This is a genomic window from Bradyrhizobium sp. WSM2254, assembly GCF_000472645.1.
Classification (GTDB): Bacteria; Pseudomonadota; Alphaproteobacteria; order Rhizobiales; family Xanthobacteraceae; genus Bradyrhizobium; species Bradyrhizobium niftali.
This window is the reverse complement of the sequence record NZ_AXAB01000053.1, coordinates 15,550-30,636: the sequence shown is the minus strand read 5'-3', so window position 1 is coordinate 30,636 and position 15,087 is coordinate 15,550. Positions and strand designations below refer to the sequence as shown.

At 56.4% G+C, this 15,087-nt stretch carries 12 protein-coding genes; 7 read left to right on the top strand and 5 right to left on the bottom strand.

Going from position 1 to position 15,087, the window contains the following annotated elements; genetic code table 11:
• Positions 1–2: 2 nt before the first annotated feature.
• The 5 genes from A3M7_RS0132110 to A3M7_RS45180 all read right to left on the bottom strand — a co-directional run bounded on the left by A3M7_RS0132110 (position 3) and on the right by A3M7_RS45180 (position 3,433).
• Entirely contained in the window at positions 3–314 is a 312-nt protein-coding gene (locus A3M7_RS0132110; protein WP_156937031.1) for a hypothetical protein, read from the bottom strand.
• A 4-nt stretch (positions 315–318) separates the two neighbouring features.
• Positions 319–780: a hypothetical protein gene (locus A3M7_RS0132105; RefSeq protein WP_156937030.1), complete on the bottom strand. Its 462-nt coding sequence runs from the start codon at positions 778–780 to the stop codon at positions 319–321.
• A gap of 836 nt (positions 781–1,616) precedes the next feature.
• Positions 1,617–1,784 (bottom strand): hypothetical protein, encoded by a 168-nt coding sequence (locus tag A3M7_RS49045; RefSeq protein ID WP_156937029.1) that lies wholly within the window; start codon positions 1,782–1,784, stop codon positions 1,617–1,619.
• A 451-nt stretch (positions 1,785–2,235) separates the two neighbouring features.
• Complete coding sequence (locus A3M7_RS0132090; protein WP_027547611.1) at positions 2,236–2,757, bottom strand: hypothetical protein; 522 nt, start codon at positions 2,755–2,757, stop codon at positions 2,236–2,238.
• A 28-nt stretch (positions 2,758–2,785) separates the two neighbouring features.
• Positions 2,786–3,433 carry a hypothetical protein gene (locus A3M7_RS45180; protein ID WP_049823797.1) on the bottom strand — a complete coding sequence of 216 codons (648 nt, stop codon included), beginning with the start codon at positions 3,431–3,433 and terminating at the stop codon, positions 2,786–2,788.
• A gap of 379 nt (positions 3,434–3,812) precedes the next feature.
• Between A3M7_RS45180 and A3M7_RS49040 the strand changes: the two genes are divergently transcribed.
• Genes A3M7_RS49040 through A3M7_RS0132050 form a run of 7 tightly spaced genes read left to right on the top strand, consistent with a single transcriptional unit; the run spans position 3,813 to position 15,071 of the window.
• Positions 3,813–4,421 (top strand): hypothetical protein, encoded by a 609-nt coding sequence (locus tag A3M7_RS49040; RefSeq protein ID WP_027547610.1) that lies wholly within the window; start codon positions 3,813–3,815, stop codon positions 4,419–4,421.
• Positions 4,422–4,436: 15 nt separating this feature from the next.
• Complete coding sequence (locus tag A3M7_RS0132075; protein ID WP_027547609.1) at positions 4,437–5,969, top strand: type I restriction-modification system subunit M; 1,533 nt, start codon at positions 4,437–4,439, stop codon at positions 5,967–5,969.
• A complete protein-coding gene (locus A3M7_RS0132070) occupies positions 5,962–7,221 on the top strand; it encodes a restriction endonuclease subunit S (RefSeq protein WP_027547608.1) in 1,260 nt (419 codons plus the stop codon). The genes A3M7_RS0132075 and A3M7_RS0132070 overlap by 8 nt, the downstream gene beginning before the upstream one ends.
• Positions 7,218–10,415, top strand: a complete 3,198-nt coding sequence (locus tag A3M7_RS0132065; protein WP_027547607.1) for a type I restriction endonuclease subunit R — start codon at positions 7,218–7,220, stop codon at positions 10,413–10,415. Before A3M7_RS0132070 ends, A3M7_RS0132065 begins: the two co-directional genes overlap by 4 nt.
• Positions 10,416–10,419: 4 nt before the next feature.
• Complete coding sequence (locus A3M7_RS0132060; RefSeq protein ID WP_027547606.1) at positions 10,420–11,124, top strand: M48 family metallopeptidase; 705 nt, start codon at positions 10,420–10,422, stop codon at positions 11,122–11,124.
• A gap of 55 nt (positions 11,125–11,179) precedes the next feature.
• Complete coding sequence (locus tag A3M7_RS0132055; RefSeq protein WP_027547605.1) at positions 11,180–11,998, top strand: Hachiman antiphage defense system protein HamA; 819 nt, start codon at positions 11,180–11,182, stop codon at positions 11,996–11,998.
• Positions 11,988–15,071, top strand: a complete 3,084-nt coding sequence (locus A3M7_RS0132050; RefSeq protein WP_027547604.1) for a DEAD/DEAH box helicase — start codon at positions 11,988–11,990, stop codon at positions 15,069–15,071. Before A3M7_RS0132055 ends, A3M7_RS0132050 begins: the two co-directional genes overlap by 11 nt.
• The last annotated feature ends 16 nt before the right edge of the window (positions 15,072–15,087 follow it).

Genomic DNA, 15,087 nt, shown 5'->3' with positions numbered 1-15,087 from the left:
GACTATGCAGTACGTTCGGGTTCACGGGAGGTACGCGTGCGCCTCGCAGGAATACCAATAATTCCAATTTCGATGAGGTATGCATCAATGAGCTCAAACAATTCGGGATCGGACAACGGCGCTTCATCCCTGAATCGCCTGTCCATCTCGGCAAGGAAATACCGATCAACATCCTGCCTTATCTCCTCAAGCCGACGTTGCTTGTTTTCCTCGGGCCCTATAAGAGATGCCTCTTGCTGAAAGAGGGCGGTCCACTCAATCATCTCAGAGTCCGTCATGCGCAAAGCGCTTTTGATCTTTTCAGATGCTCTCATTGCGCTACCCTCTGGGATTCGGCTTTCCAATGATATCCAGCCCACCGCTATAACCGAGGTTGGAGCGCACTTTATCACCCCGCTGAGGATCGTCACTCATGTATTCGTGGCGATGTTGAGTGCCATCCGCATGGCCGGTGATATGCGCGTCCCCCAATGTTGGGTGATGCACGGAAAGTGTATATCCTTGGTATCCGACCGTAACGACCGTAAGGCGACTGCCATCTGACGTTCGTGATGTCTCTCTTGCCATATTCCAATCCAGCCATCCTCCCGACGGCCCATCAGATGAATTCGCGCCTCCACCTCCAGAGTTTCCACCGCCGCCTCGACCGCCGCCGACATTGACGCCGACGGCAGCTTCAGCGTCGGCGCATTGTTGGGACCGCTTTTGATCGCCAACATCTGCCAAGGGGTCTTGACCTCCTGCGCTGTTGAATGTCGCACCTCTAAAATTCACGCCCATGAACGTCTCCTATGCCCTCAAACGGTGATGTTCGGGAATGCGACCGCGACTGAGGTACTTTCGAAGCGTGCTGTGAGCCGCTTGACGTATCTGCGCAGATGGCTGGTAGCCCAACTCCCGAAGCATGTTCAACGCGTACACGAGTCCCACAAGCTGCCGCGTGCGTTCGAAAACGGGCCACGATCTTGCGATCGTATCATAGTGCCGCGTGAGCATGGCCGTTTGCCGTCCTATCGCAAACCGTTCATCATTTTCGTGCTTCTGACGATCTTCCCGACCGTCCGCATCGAATGTTATCTCGGCCCCCAGTACGGCCATTCCAACTTTCCTAATCTGGCACAAAATCTCGCCATTGGGCCTCTGCTCCCACTTCCAGTCAATATTTCCAGGATGAAGCATCAAGCGGCTGATGGAGGAGGTTTCATGCCCTCCCAACGCATTCATCTCCTTGAGCATTTCACGTGTCTCTGGCGGGGCGGCAAACCTACTGTTAGATGGAATTATTTTGGATGTTGGTTGCGATGCGATCATTCCAATGAGGACATCCTCATTTTGTTTGTGCGTTGTTGGATGTATTCGCCATGCTAGGCGGATTACGGTTATCGAAGCGGTAATTCAGAATTTTTAACCAGCGAACCTCAGCGCTTCTGCAGTGTTCGGCGGCGAATTGCTTCAGCGTGCAGCACACGTTCGTGTGCAGCAAACCCTTCGCATGGTCCGGCCGGTCGCTTTACAGCGGCGGCAACAGGTGAAGCGCGCATCATCCTGTTGCGGCGAGCCTGCGTTGAATCGCTAAGTCTCACCGGCCGGTCCCTTTGCGCAGTTGCGCGTTTCGATTAGTCGCGGTAGCGCGGCGGCAACCCGTTCACGAGATTGCAGGCCACCCGGTAAATCTCGTATGTGCCAATCTTGGCGAAGCGCTCATCAATCGGCTCCGTCCAAAACCGCGCGGCAGGATATCCGCGTTCGTGCCAGTAGCGCTCTAACCGCTTCGCCAGCGCCATAGCGCCCTTCTTATTCAAGTGATCGGGGGCATTCGCATATGCGACGCTTACGCTGCGTATGCTAGGCTTGGGCGGGTTTTCTCCCGCCTCTTGTCGTTGTTGCATTAGAAATCCTCGCTTTGGCTATGACGGAGATATAGCCAAACGGGAGCGTCTGCTTTCAACTTCAAAAGCTCTTAAAAGAGAACTCATCCTGAATGGGCTGCGGGACAAGACCCTTCATGCGCCGCTCGCCGGAGGCACTCGCACGAAGGGCTGCCGCTTCGCGGCACCGCTATCACTGCCCGTCGTGCGGGTGCCTTGTTAACCGGTCTCGCGGCTGCACTCGCTTTCGGGCCCCGCCGTCATTTCATGCCGGCGTCGCTATCACTGTCCCGAAATCGGGTGCCTCTTTTAGCTGGCCTGCGCTGGCGCTTCGGCATTGTCGGGCGTGACCTGTTTGACTTCGGTTTCAATCCGGCTGGGCCGCGATTTCTCTTAGGATGTTTGCCGGAATATCGCTTTCCATTTCGTACGGATCGTCACTGCCATGCCAGCGCAGGCTTAATTTTACTCTGCCGGTCTGAAGCACTCGCTTTCGCTTGTTTTCAACGTGGAGGTAGACGCCAAGCGCGTAGCGGTACATGCCTTGGACTTCCAGCATCGCACTGAGCTTTTGCTTGTCGCGGGTCGAGGTCTCGGCGCCTGCCTTGGCCTCCAGCACCATGAGATTGAAGCGGCTATCCATCCGCTTGTGAATCAGAATATCCGGCTTAATGCGTCCATCACGTATCGACTTGGGATGCACACGTTGCCGATTATATTCGCAATCCACGTTGAGTTCGGAAAAGCTCTCTAGGTAGACGGCAAGCCGATGACAGATTGATTGCTCGTGTGCGCCAATTGCAAGGAGCATAAGGTCACGCTTGAGCAGCTTCCGACACCCTCTTATGACGGCGCCCTTAGCTGCCACTGCGCGCTGTTCGGTAGTCATATCGAGTATCTGCGATTCTAGGAGCATGTCAGTGCGTGCGCTCGGTGAGGGTGACACTGAAGCCATGCGGCACCGTCAGCTTCTCCATCATCGCAGTGAGGGACTGCGGGATTGGTGTGTGCAAATCTCGGCCAAGCCCAGGATCACCTTCGTGACACCGAAGCCCCTCAGTGATGAGTTTTCCGACCGTCATCGCGTTCGAAAAATCGAGCTTGCCACCCTTTACATCCGTAGCTGGTACGACCGTGATGCTCGAAGGGCCATAAACCCACACATAGGAAGATTTTGACCGCGCTTTCATCTTTCGTGTTTGAACGGCGAGACCTTCGCGATCCTTTGAATCATCCCACTTGGATTGGATTATCAGGCCCTTGTTGATGGTATGGCCGGGCGCGTTCATCACCATGGAAATGTAGACGTCTGCACCCGACTTTTTCTCCCAGCTACCAGAACCCTTATCCGGAAAATCCTGTGCGTGAATGGCGACGTGCATGCCGAAGACGTTCAGGTCGTGGAGTTCGCTTTCAATGCGGTCTGTAATCTTGCTCGTGAATTGATGCTCTTGGGTCGGCGCGAGGTAATGCCGTGCACAGGTTTGAGCAACGATGCCGTCAATAATCTCACCGACTAGGCGGAAAGCCCGCTCGTGCCGTTCGTCGTCTTCCGCTGAAGCCATTTCCACTACTCCCGGCTGCGACCATCGGCGCTATCACCGAGATCGCGATAGCATTCGGAAAGTTGGCTTGAGCCCAGAGCGATAGCGGTGCTGATGTACCTGGTTGGCCTGAGAGAATCACCGAAGATCATAGTTCGCCCCCCGGGTAGCAGTTCCCCGCGCGACGATAGCGTCCGGTTGCAAGCTGGGACAGTCAATTGCGGTGAGTTGTACCCATGTGCTTTTCGCGACCTAACCCTCTGAATTAGTTTCCACAACTTGCCAGATCTTCCTCTCAGACCCTATAATTTGTTTTGCAGTAAAGCCTTTCGGAAAAATTATTATTGACGGTGGCAGGTCCTTTGGCGTATCTGCATTTGCGTGAAAGGCTTTATTGCAAATGAAACGAATCGCTGACATTGCAGGCGTCCGGCTTGGAACCTCGTTCCGCGAGCGCGTCCTGCATGAGCCGACCGGGAAATTCCTCGTCGTGCAAGGCAAAGATGTAGGGGCCGACGGCTTGCTGGTTCTCGACGGGATGGCCCGCGTGACCGAAGTGCCGGGCAAAGGCGCACCGGATACCTTGAGCGCGGGTGAGCTGGTTTTTCAAACGCGGGGGGTTTCCTACCGGGCGGCATCCGTGCCTGACCCGACGCCGCCTATGGTGGCCGCGGGATCGCTTTTCATTCTCCGTCCCGATGCGTCCCGCCTTCTCGCCGACTATCTCGTTTTTTTTCTCAACCTTCCGACGACGCAAGTAGTTCTTCGCCAGTCGGCGACAGGTTCTACCATCCCCAATCTTCGTCGCGACGCGATCGAGCGGCTTGAAGTGCCGCTCCCGAACCTTTCTGATCAGCATAAGCTGGTTGCTGTAGGCCGCTTGGTGCGTCAACAGGCCGACATCGAGGCGCGGCTCAACCATCTGCGCATGCAGGAACTACATCTGCTTGCCACCACGCGCGCCGCCGCGCGCACGAAATCATCCACTCATTCAATCTCTCAACGATAATAACAGGAGTTCTCCGTGACCAACGAAAACAACAACGCGCCGAAGACCACGAAGGACGACGTATTCCGCAAAGCCTGGGCGGCGTGCGATACCTTCCGCGGCCTGATCGACGCCTCCGAATACAAGGATTACGTGCTGGTCACGCTGTTCTGGAAAGCTATCTCAGACACATGGCGTGAGCACTACGAAGATACGAAGGCCCGCTATGGCGGCGACGAGGCACGCTTGCTCCGCCGCATGGAGCGCGAACGGTTTGTGCTGCCTAAAGGCGCAAGCTTCCAAGACGTCTGGGAAAGCAAAGACGCCGATAATCTCGGCGAGCTGATCGATATCGCGCTAGATGCCATTGAAGAAGCGAACAAGACCAAGCTCGACGGTGTCTTCCGCAATATCAGCTTCAACTCCGCCAATAAGCTCGGTGAAACGAAGGACCGCAATCGCCGCCTGAAGAATCTGCTTGGCGATTTCAAGGATTTGGATCTTCGTCCCAAGCAGCTCGCCAAGGGCGATATCATCGGCGATGCCTATATCTACCTGATCGAGCGCTTTGCTTCTGATGCGGGAAAGAAGGCCGGAGAATTCTATACGCCCCGCCAAGTCTCGCGCGTTCTAGCCAAGCTCGTCGTACCACAGGAAGGCGAGAAGATCGCCGACCCGGCGTGTGGCTCCGGCTCCCTTTTGATCGAAGCCGCGCAGGAAGTCGGCTCAAAGAACGTCATGCTTTACGGCCAGGAAGTGAATGGCGGTACCCACGCGCTCGCCAAGATGAATATGTTCCTGCATGACATCGACGGCGCAAAGCTGGAATGGGGCGACACTCTCAATAACCCGAAGCTGATCGAGGACGACAAACTTTTAGCGTTCGACGTCGTGATCGCCAATCCGCCGTTCTCCCTCGACAAGTGGGGCGCAGAAAATGCGCCCACTGACAAGTACAAGCGCTTCCACCGCGGCGTGCCACCCAAGAGCACGGGTGATTGGGCCTTCATCACGCACATGATCGAAACCGCCCAACAAAAGGCCGGTCGCGTAGCTGTCGTTGTCCCGCACGGTGTTCTGTTTCGCAGCGGCGCAGAAGGCAAGATTCGTCAAAAAGTTATCGAGGAGAACTTGCTCGATGCAGTCGTCAGTCTGCCCCCGAACCTCTTTCAGTCAACCGCAATCCAGGTAGCGGTACTTGTCTTTGACCGTCGACGGGAAGCTGGGGGCCCGCTTGCAAAACGGAAAGACGTGCTGTTCATCGATGCGAGCCGGGAGTTTCAGCCCGCCAAAACTCAGAATCTTCTTCTCGAAGAGCACATCGCAAGGATCGTGGATACGTTTAAGAGCCGGAAAGACGCCGAGAAATACTCTCGCGATGTACCCGTCAGCGAAATTAAGGAAAATGACTTCAATCTGAACATCCCGCGTTACGTTGATACGTTTGAGGCAGAAGAACAAATCGACATAGCTACCGTGCAAGCCGAGATTCACATTCTGGAGGCCGAGCTCACAAAAACCAAGGAAACAATGAAAGGCTATCTGAAGGAGCTCGGTGTTGATGCATAATCAATGGCCTTTGATCCCGCTGTACAAATTGGTGCAGTCGGAACGAAAGATCACCTATGGCATCGTGCAGCCCGGTGATTTCGTATCCGATGGAGTCCCGCTTGTGCGTGGTGGCGACTACTCAACTAGCTGGGCTCCTCTTTCAGCCATCAAACGAGTTCGGCCGGAAATCGACGCGCCGTACAAGCGGTCGCGGCTTCGCGCCGGAGACCTTGTTGTTACCATTGTCGGCGCAAAGACTGGTAACGTCGCTTGTGTGCCTGATTATCTTGACGGCGCAAACATCACTCAGACGACCGCAAGGGTCGCTATCAATGAAAAGACGGCTGACCCGAATTACATCATTCAATACTTCAAGTCAGATATCGGGCAACGAGAAGTATACCGATACGTCAAAGGCGGAGCGCAGCCCGGGTTGAATTTATCGGACCTTGAACTGTTCAAGGTGCCGATGCCTCCGCTCCCCGAACAAGCCCGGATCGCAGAAATTCTTCATGCATGGGATGACGCGACTGATCGCGCAAGTCGACTAATCGAAGTTAAGAACCGGTTCATTCGTGGAAAGCTCGCGGAATGCGTTAGCGATGCCAGAGAAGCCGTAAAAAAAGACGGCTGGGAAAGAACCACGATCGGGGAGGTTGCAACCCTCATACAACAGCGTGTGAAGTGGGATGAGGAGGCGACCTATCGGCTTATCACGGTTAAGCGCGGTTGCGGCGGTTTAGTTTTTCGTGGAGATCGGAAGGGGCACGAGATTCTCACCAAAGATATGTACACGGTGCGGGCCGGTGATTTCTTGATCTCGAAACGTCAAGTTGTTCATGGCGCATGGGCAATGGTGCCGCCGGAATTCGATGGAGGTCACGTTTCGAAGGAGTACGCTTGCCTGAGAAGCAAGCCCAATAAACTTTGGATGCCCTATTTCGATTGGCTCAGCCGCACCGAGCGCCTTCAGCATGAAGCGTTCATTTGCAGCTATGGCGTCGATATTGAGAAAATGGTTCTCAATGTTGAGTGGCTGCTCCAAACGCCACTTCTGTTACCCCCCTCCATCGACACGCAAAAAGCAATGGCTACGGGGCTGGATTGTCTCCAGCAGGAAGTTGAGCTTCTCCAAGCGCAAATGGAAGCGCTGCGCCGACAAAAGCGTGGCCTTATGCAGAAGCTGCTTACTGGAGAATGGCGTGTGCCAGTTCGTGATGGGGAGGTTGATGCAATGGCCGCCCGCGTCACCGAGGAGGCCGCACAATGAGCAAGCGGCATCAATTCAGAGACGGCGAAAAGCATCTGTCGCAGATTCCGGCGCTTCATCTCTTGCAGACGATGGCGCCTGCCTGGGTGATGCTGTCCAAGGCGGAGGTGGATCGCGAGCGGCGCGGTAAGCTTTCGAACGTCTTGCTTGAAGACATCCTTCGCACGCAGCTCATGCGCCTCAACGCCATCGAGGTGCGCGGCAAGCAATATCCGTTCTCGGAATCCAACATTCAAACCGCGATCGAGCGGCTGCGGAGCCGCGAGCCACTTGGCATCATGCGGCTCAATGAGCGCACGACCGACCTGTTGCAGCTCGGCACGTCGCTGGATCAAGCCGTCGAGGGCGATACGCGTGGCCGGTCCCTAAAATACATCGACTGGGTCAACCCCGCGAACAATACCTTCCATGTCTGCAAAGAGTTCGACGTCGAGCGTTCCGGCTCCGCCAAAACGCGCCGGCCCGATATCGTTCTTTTCGTCAACGGCATTCCGTTCTGCGTCATCGAATGCAAGGGACCGAACGAGGATTTCGAGGAAGCAATCTCCCAGAGCCTTCGCAACCAAGGCGCCGACGAAATCCCGCATCTCTTCCGCACCGTTCAGCTTCTCATCGCCACCAACAAGAACAAGGTGCGGTATGGCACCGTCGGTACCTCGCGCAAGTTCTGGGCTTTGTGGCGTGAGCGGGAATTCACCGATAGCGATATCGGTCCGATCCTGACCACGCCGCTCACCACCGCTCAGGCAAAAAGCACTTTCGGGGACGGTTTTGAACAAGAGCAGGCACCTTTCGAGCGGATGATCGGAGACGGTCGCGAAGTGACCGAGCAAGACCGCACGCTCTATGCCTTGTGCCGCCCTGACCGCCTTCTTGATCTCGCCCGGCGCTTCACCCTGTTTGATCTCGGGATCAAGAAGGTTGCCCGGTATCAGCAGTTCTTCGCGGTCAGGAATATCCTCGCCAAGGTCAAGCAGCGCGACGCAGAGGGCCGCCGCGAGGGCGGCGTTATCTGGCATACCCAAGGGTCCGGTAAGTCCCTCACCATGGTCATGCTGGCGCGGGCACTGGCCCTTGACCCCGAAATCATCAATCCCCGCATTGTGCTTGTCACCGACCGCATCGACCTCGACGAGCAGCTTAAGGCCACCTTTGCCGCCTGCGGAGCCGAGCCGGAGAATGCCACGTCGGGCCGGCATCTCCTGAAACTCGTGGCGCAAGACCGCGCCTCGGTCATCGCGACGGTCATCAACAAGTTCGACACGGCGTTGAATGTCCGCGATTACCGCGATCCGTCAAGCGACGTGTTCCTGCTTATCGATGAAAGTCATCGCGGCCAGTACGGTGAAATGCACACGCGCATGAAGCGCATGTTCCCGAACGCCTGCTATCTGGGCTTCACTGGCACGCCGCTTATGAAGAAGGAGAAGAGCACCGCCGCCAAGTTCGGCGGCATCATCGACATCTATGCCATCGATCAGGCCGTCCGCGATGGCGCAGTTGTTCCGCTGCTTTACGAAGGCCGCCACGTCGAGCAAGACGTGAACCGGGAGGGTATCGACACCTGGTTTGAGCGCGTCAGCCGCCCGCTCACGCCCGACCAGCGCGCCGACCTTAAACGCAAGTTCGCGCGCTACAGTGAGATCGGCCAAACCGAACCGACGATTTATTGCATCGCTTATGACCTCTCGGAGCATTTTGCCAAGAACTGGAAAGGAACCGGTTTCAAGGCCCAGCTCGCCACCCGTTCCAAGCGGGCCGCCCTTCTCTACAAGAAGGCGCTCGATGAGATCGGCATGGTCACGTCGGAAGTCATCATCTCCGCCCCCGACGACCGCGAAGGTTATGAGGAGGTTGGCGATGAGTCGCGGGAAGAAGTCGTGCGTTTCTGGAAAAAAATGATGGAGCGCTACGGCGACGAGAAGAACTACAACCGCTCGATCGTCGCATCGTTCAAAGACCGGGAGGACCCGGACATCCTCATCGTCGTTGATAAACTTCTGACCGGCTTCGATGCACCAAAGAACACGGTCCTTTATCTCGACAAGCCGCTCAAGGCGCATGGTCTGTTGCAGGCGATCGCACGCGTGAACCGTGTCGAGGACGAGAAGGAATACGGCTACATCATCGACTACGCTGGCGTGCTCGGCGAGCTTGACCCCGCCCTCAAGACCTATTCCGCCTTCGCGGAGTTCGAGGCCGAGGATGTCCAGGGTGTTATCAGCCGTACCTTGGATGAGGTCGAGAAGCTGCCCCAGCGACAGCATCAGCTCTGGGACCTCTTCAAGGAATTGCCCAACAAAATAGATGAGGAAGGCTTCGAGCGGCACCTGGGCGATGAAGAGCGCCGCGAGGATTTCTATGAGCGGCTTGCATTGTTCGCACGCACGCTTGCCATTGCGCTTTCGACGGCCGACTGGATCAATGATCCTCGGAACGAAGCATCGATCGCGTCGTACAAAGAGGATTTGCGCCGTTTCCAAAAGCTTCGGACGGCGGTGCGTAAACGGTATCAGGAAGATATCGACTTCAAGCTTTACGAAGAGCGCGTGCGCAAGCTTCTCGACCAGCATATTCACGCAAGCGAAGTCATCACTCTCACCGCCCCCGTCGATATTTTTGATGAGAGAGCGTTCGAAGAGGCCGTCGGTGAACAGTCTACGCCGGCTTCCAAGGCCGATATGATCGCGAGCCTCACCCAGCGCACTATCACCGAGCGCATGGAGGAAGACCCGGTTTATTTCGAGAGAATTTCGGCGCTCATTCAAAAGGCCATCGACGACCACCGGGCGCAGCGGATTTCCCAACTCGAATTCCTCAACATTGTCCGCGATGCGCGCGAACAGGTGGTTCGCCCGCGCCACGACGACGTGCCGGAGCATCTGCGCGACAACGCCACCGCCGTCGCCTTCTATCATGCGATCGAAAAGCAACTTGCATCGGCGACTGCACAGGGGCGCGACGTGCGCGCGGATGCCGCCGAAGCCGCCGAGGCCATGCTCGATCTCATTGCGCGCAGGCGCGTGGTCAACTGGAAGCAGCGCGATGACATTCAGAATGAAATGCGCAACGACCTAGACGATTATCTCTTCGACGTCGTGCGCGATGAAAAAGGCCATGGCCTCACGCCCGATCTCATGGATGAGATCATAGACCGGGTCTTGGGCATCGCGCGCACCCGCTTGCCGGATTGACGCCATGCAGGGAACGATCGCCTATTCAGCCCATACCTTCGACTATACCGCGCAGTACTCGGATCGCGCGACGATGGCGATCACCGTGTTTCCCGACGGCGCGATACGGGTCATCGCACCGAGGGCAACATCGCAGCAGGAGGTGGAACAGCGCTTGCGTAAGCGCGCCCGTTGGCTGATCCGCCAGCTCCTGCATTTTGAGCAGTTTCGTCCGCGTGCGCCTGAGCGCCGCTATGTCGGCGGGGAAACTCACCTTTATCTTGGCCGGCAATACCGTCTCAAGCTCCGCAAGAGTGCCCTGGAGGAGATCAAGCTGAAGGGAGCGTTCCTTCACGTCGCCTCGCCGGAACCCCGCGAGCCGCGCGCAGTCAAGCGGCTTGTCTCAGGCTGGTATCGTGAGAAAGGGAAGCTGCGGATCGCCGAGCGCTTCGAGATCATCGCGGCCCGCTTCGCAAAAATGGGATGTCAGCCGCCGGCGCCGATCATCCGCTCCATGCCGCGGCGCTGGGGAAGCCGGAGCCGCAGCGGCCGGATAACCCTCAATCCCGATCTCATACGCGCACCCACGCGATGCATCGACTATGTCATCACCCACGAACTGGTTCATTTGATCCATCCCCATCATGGGCCAGCGTTTTATGAATTGCTAGAATCCCTAATGCCGGATTGGCGCCGCCGGAAACAACGCCTCGAACATATTCTTTCTTGAATCTCGAAAACGATTTGCGCTGACTATCTCTGTTTTTCAAGGATTTTCCCCTGCCATGCCTACGCCTGCCTATCTTGATTGGCTCGTTGATACCGGCGAGCGACTGACATCCGCTGATGGTATTGAAATTGAAGTCTGGGAACTCAAATACGGCGATGATCCCGCGGTGCTCTCGGCATGGGCGAAGCATTTTCGCGAGCATTATTGCGACGACGATATGCTGAAGAAGCTTATCGCGGGCACAGGGAAGACCGCTGGAGAATTCCTTCTCGAAGTGAAATTCCCCGATGAAAAGGCTCCGCCTGGTCCAAGCATACGTTCCGGGGACTTTGCTGAAATCCTCGTTGCCGACTACATAGAATATAAGCTCGGATATTGGTGTCCTCGGCAATTGCGTTACGATCACAAATTGAACCGTAATGAATCGACCAAGGGCTGCGATGTTATCGGTTTTCAGTTCGTAAAGAGCGATGGCATCGACCCGAACGATGAGCTGTTTGTCTTTGAGTCCAAAGCGACCATGTCCGGAAACAAGCCGATCAATCGCTTGCAGGATGCCGTAACTGATTCCGGGAAGGACGCGTTGCGGGAAGCGATGACGTTGAGTGCGATCAAGCAGCGTTTCCTCGACCGCGGGGAATCTGCACCGGCGCTAAAGGTGCAGCGCTTTCAAGACATGGCCGATCGACCGTTTAAGCGGATAAGCGGCGCAGCAGCCGTGTTGAATTCGCCGCTGTATGACGAGGCGTTACTCGCGCAAACCACTACAAACGGTCATTTCAACGGTGCCAATCTCAAGCTTATTGTCATTCGCGGTGCGACGTTGATGACGTTGGTGAACGCGCTGTATGGGAGGGCCGCAAATGAGGCCTGAATCCAATGCACAGCGCCTGCTCGCCGTCACGCGCTCAAAAGCCAAGATGTATGAGTACGACGTGCCACTGGATGCGCATATTGATCTTCCGCAGCGGCCAGAGGTGTTGTTCTCATTGGCTGTCGGCCTTTTGGGAGATGGTGCGGCGGCTGTCGCTGCTGGCGAGGCGGTCGCCGGCCGCGAGCAGACTACCGATCAATCGCTGGTGTTCGCCGCGACTTATTTTGAAGCGTTCAACGAAAGCCGCCTCAATGACGACGTTTACGCCGATTTTTCAATCCTCGGCGCGGCTGCCTATTATCTGGCGGATAATCCAGGAAGCGCGATGGTCGTCGCGAGAGGAGCCGAGCCGCCTCCGGCCACGCTTGGCGCGGGATTGGCTCTGTTGTGCCATCGACTTCTGCTATCAAGCTACGAACCCATCGGCGATGCGGTCTATGGCGCGTTTTCTGATCGGATACTGGCCGCGCTTTCCTCATACCTAAGCGGTGCGGCCGGCGAAGATGACGCCCTTAGCCTCGTGGATAGCGTTCGCGAAGAAGCTTATCGCTCGGGGGACGGCCGGGAACTGCTTTACGCGGACGTTGCAAACGCGATCGTCCGCAGGAAAATAAAGAACTCTGCCCGTGAAATCCTGCCGTCTGCTTCGGGGCTCGCCCTCGACGTCTGGCTGCCCGCCTTGCAGCGCGTTGCTTTTCCCCGCGAATTATGGCCGTCACAACGACGTATTTGTGAGGCCGGGGTACTTCACGGTTCGTCAGCCATTATACAAATGCCCACAAGCGCCGGTAAGACCCGGGCCACCGAGCTGATCCTTCGAAGCGGGTTTCTTAGTGACCGTGCCTCACTGGCCGTTATCGTTTGTCCCTTCCGGTCGCTTTGCCACGATATTCGCGGGGATATGGCGCGTGCCTTTTCGGGCGAGAATGTCGTATTGAACGAGGCGACCGATAGCTTTCAGCAGGATCTCACGGTCGAAGCCCTTTGGGAGCAGAAGACGATCCTAATCGTCACGCCGGAAAAGCTCCTCTATCTGCTGCGAAGAACGCCTGAGTTGGCGCAGCACATCGGCCTCGTCATCTACGACGAAGGACACCAGTTTGATAGCGGTGCACGAGGCGTCACCTACGAGCTGTTGTTGACCTCGCTTAAATTGTCACTGGCCGAGAATACCCAGATTGTCCTGATTTCTGCCGTGATCGCCAACGCCCGGAGTATCGCAGGATGGCTGATCAATGATGAAAACGCCATCGTCGATGGCGCAGGACTCATGCCAACGGCCCGCCGCGTTGCATTCGCGAGCTGGCAAACACAACTGGGCCGTCTTGAGTATGTGAGCCCGCTCGATCCGGACGATACCGAGTTCTTCGTACCGCGCGTGATTGACCGCGTTGCGCTTAGAAAACTCACGCCGAAATCCAAGAACCAATACTTCCCAACGGCTGGGGATGGCAACTCGACTGGCCTCTATCTCGGGCTGAAGTTGTTTTCCAAGGGTAGCGTTGCGATTTTTTGCGGCCGCAAGGACACGGCTGTCAACATCTGCAAGAAAGCAGTTGAAATATTTGACCGGACCACGGCTTTCAATAAGCCGGTAGACGAAGCTGATCCGGGAGAAGTCGAAAGGCTGTCGTCGCTATTTGCCCGGCATATCGGCGAGGCTGCCTCAACGACGAAGGCTGCGGAACTAGGCATCTTTCCCCATCACGCCAGCGTTCCGAACGGATTGCGCCTTGCGGTTGAATACGCAATGAAGACCGACCTCATAAACTTCGTGGTTTGCACATCCACCTTGGCGCAAGGCGTGAATCTTCCCATCCGCTATCTTATTGTAACGGGCGTCTACCAGGGCGGCGAACGAATGCTCGTCCGTGACTTTCACAATCTTATCGGGCGCGCCGGCCGTGCCGGCATGCATACCGAAGGCAGCATCATCTTTGCCGACACGAAGGTGTTCGATAAGAAGTATGACGTAAAGGAAAGATGGCGCTGGAGCACCGCAAAAAATCTTTTAGACCCATCCAATGCAGAGCCGTCCAGCAGCAGCATATCGGCGATCTTTACGCCATTCTCATACGGGCGTCGCGGCCAGATAATCACGGTAAATGTGGAGTTGCTGCACAATCTGGTTTTCGACGACGAAACTACTGTTGACGCCAGCGTGACGAGCATTGTTAACGGCACTCCGGGCATCGATGCCCGGCAGTTTCGCAGGTTCCTGCAGGAGCGTGTACAGATCGTACACGGCATTGCCTCGTTCCTTCTTGCTCATCTGGACTTTGCGGGCGACGGCTTGGCGGAACGCGCGGTCGTTCTTGCGAAGAACACCCTGGCTCACTACCTCGCTGACGACGATAAGAAAACGCAGATCGAAACTGTGTTTCGAACCATCGCCGAGCGAATTCTCGAAGGTGCGGCAACCGAAGAGTTACGCGCGACCCTGCGGCGCTCCCCGCTTGCGCCGACCACGGTCAATACCTTGAAAGCGTGGTTGGAGGCCAACCGTGCAGCTCTCACCGAAGCGCTCGGGGCCGGGACACTGCTTGCTTCCATAACGGCCGTCGTACTTCAATTCAATCGCAGCAGCACGATAACATCCCTGTCCGATCCGACGGTCATGCCGCTCATTGTTGGGAAGTGGGTCAATGGGGATACCTTCGCAACCGTTCACCAACTAATGGTGGAGAGAAATATTCGCATCGGCGGCAACAACCGCCATCCAACGGTCGAGGATGCCGTCGCGATCTGCGAAAGCGGCTTGGGATATGAAGGAGCCATGATCCTTGCCACCATTGCCGACCTTGCGGATGGAGATGAGGGAGATCTGCCCGGTGCACTCACATTTCTTCAGAGGCAATTGAAATGCGGTTTGCCGTCTCTTGCAGCGCTTGGGTTCTTTGAGGCGGGGTTTGCAGACCGTGTGGTCGCGCAGTCATTAGCAGAAGCGTTTCCAGACGTCGTCGACCGCCAATCGGCGCGGATCGCCGCTCGCAATGCGGCCGCGCAGGCACGCGAAATCCTCCATCAATTTCCAGCGTACTTTGGGTCGGTTCTAGAGGAACTTCTGACATGAGTCGCGGTAGCCATCA

Bases quoted from the DNA above. Each gene is read 5' to 3' on its own strand.
- A3M7_RS0132105 (WP_156937030.1), bottom strand. From the start codon at position 780: ATGGGCGTGAATTTTAGAGGTGCGACATTCAACAGCGCAGGAGGTCAA.
- A3M7_RS49040 (WP_027547610.1), top strand. From the start codon at position 3,813: ATGAAACGAATCGCTGACATTGCAGGCGTCCGGCTTGGAACCTCGTTC.
- A3M7_RS0132110 (WP_156937031.1), bottom strand. From the start codon at position 314: ATGAGAGCATCTGAAAAGATCAAAAGCGCTTTGCGCATGACGGACTCT.
- A3M7_RS0132070 (WP_027547608.1), top strand. From the start codon at position 5,962: ATGCATAATCAATGGCCTTTGATCCCGCTGTACAAATTGGTGCAGTCG.
- A3M7_RS49045 (WP_156937029.1), bottom strand. From the start codon at position 1,784: ATGGCGCTGGCGAAGCGGTTAGAGCGCTACTGGCACGAACGCGGATAT.
- A3M7_RS0132090 (WP_027547611.1), bottom strand. From the start codon at position 2,757: ATGACTACCGAACAGCGCGCAGTGGCAGCTAAGGGCGCCGTCATAAGA.
- A3M7_RS0132065 (WP_027547607.1), top strand. From the start codon at position 7,218: ATGAGCAAGCGGCATCAATTCAGAGACGGCGAAAAGCATCTGTCGCAG.
- A3M7_RS0132050 (WP_027547604.1), top strand. From the start codon at position 11,988: ATGAGGCCTGAATCCAATGCACAGCGCCTGCTCGCCGTCACGCGCTCA.
- A3M7_RS45180 (WP_049823797.1), bottom strand. From the start codon at position 3,433: ATGGCTTCAGCGGAAGACGACGAACGGCACGAGCGGGCTTTCCGCCTA.
- A3M7_RS0132060 (WP_027547606.1), top strand. From the start codon at position 10,420: ATGCAGGGAACGATCGCCTATTCAGCCCATACCTTCGACTATACCGCG.
- A3M7_RS0132055 (WP_027547605.1), top strand. From the start codon at position 11,180: ATGCCTACGCCTGCCTATCTTGATTGGCTCGTTGATACCGGCGAGCGA.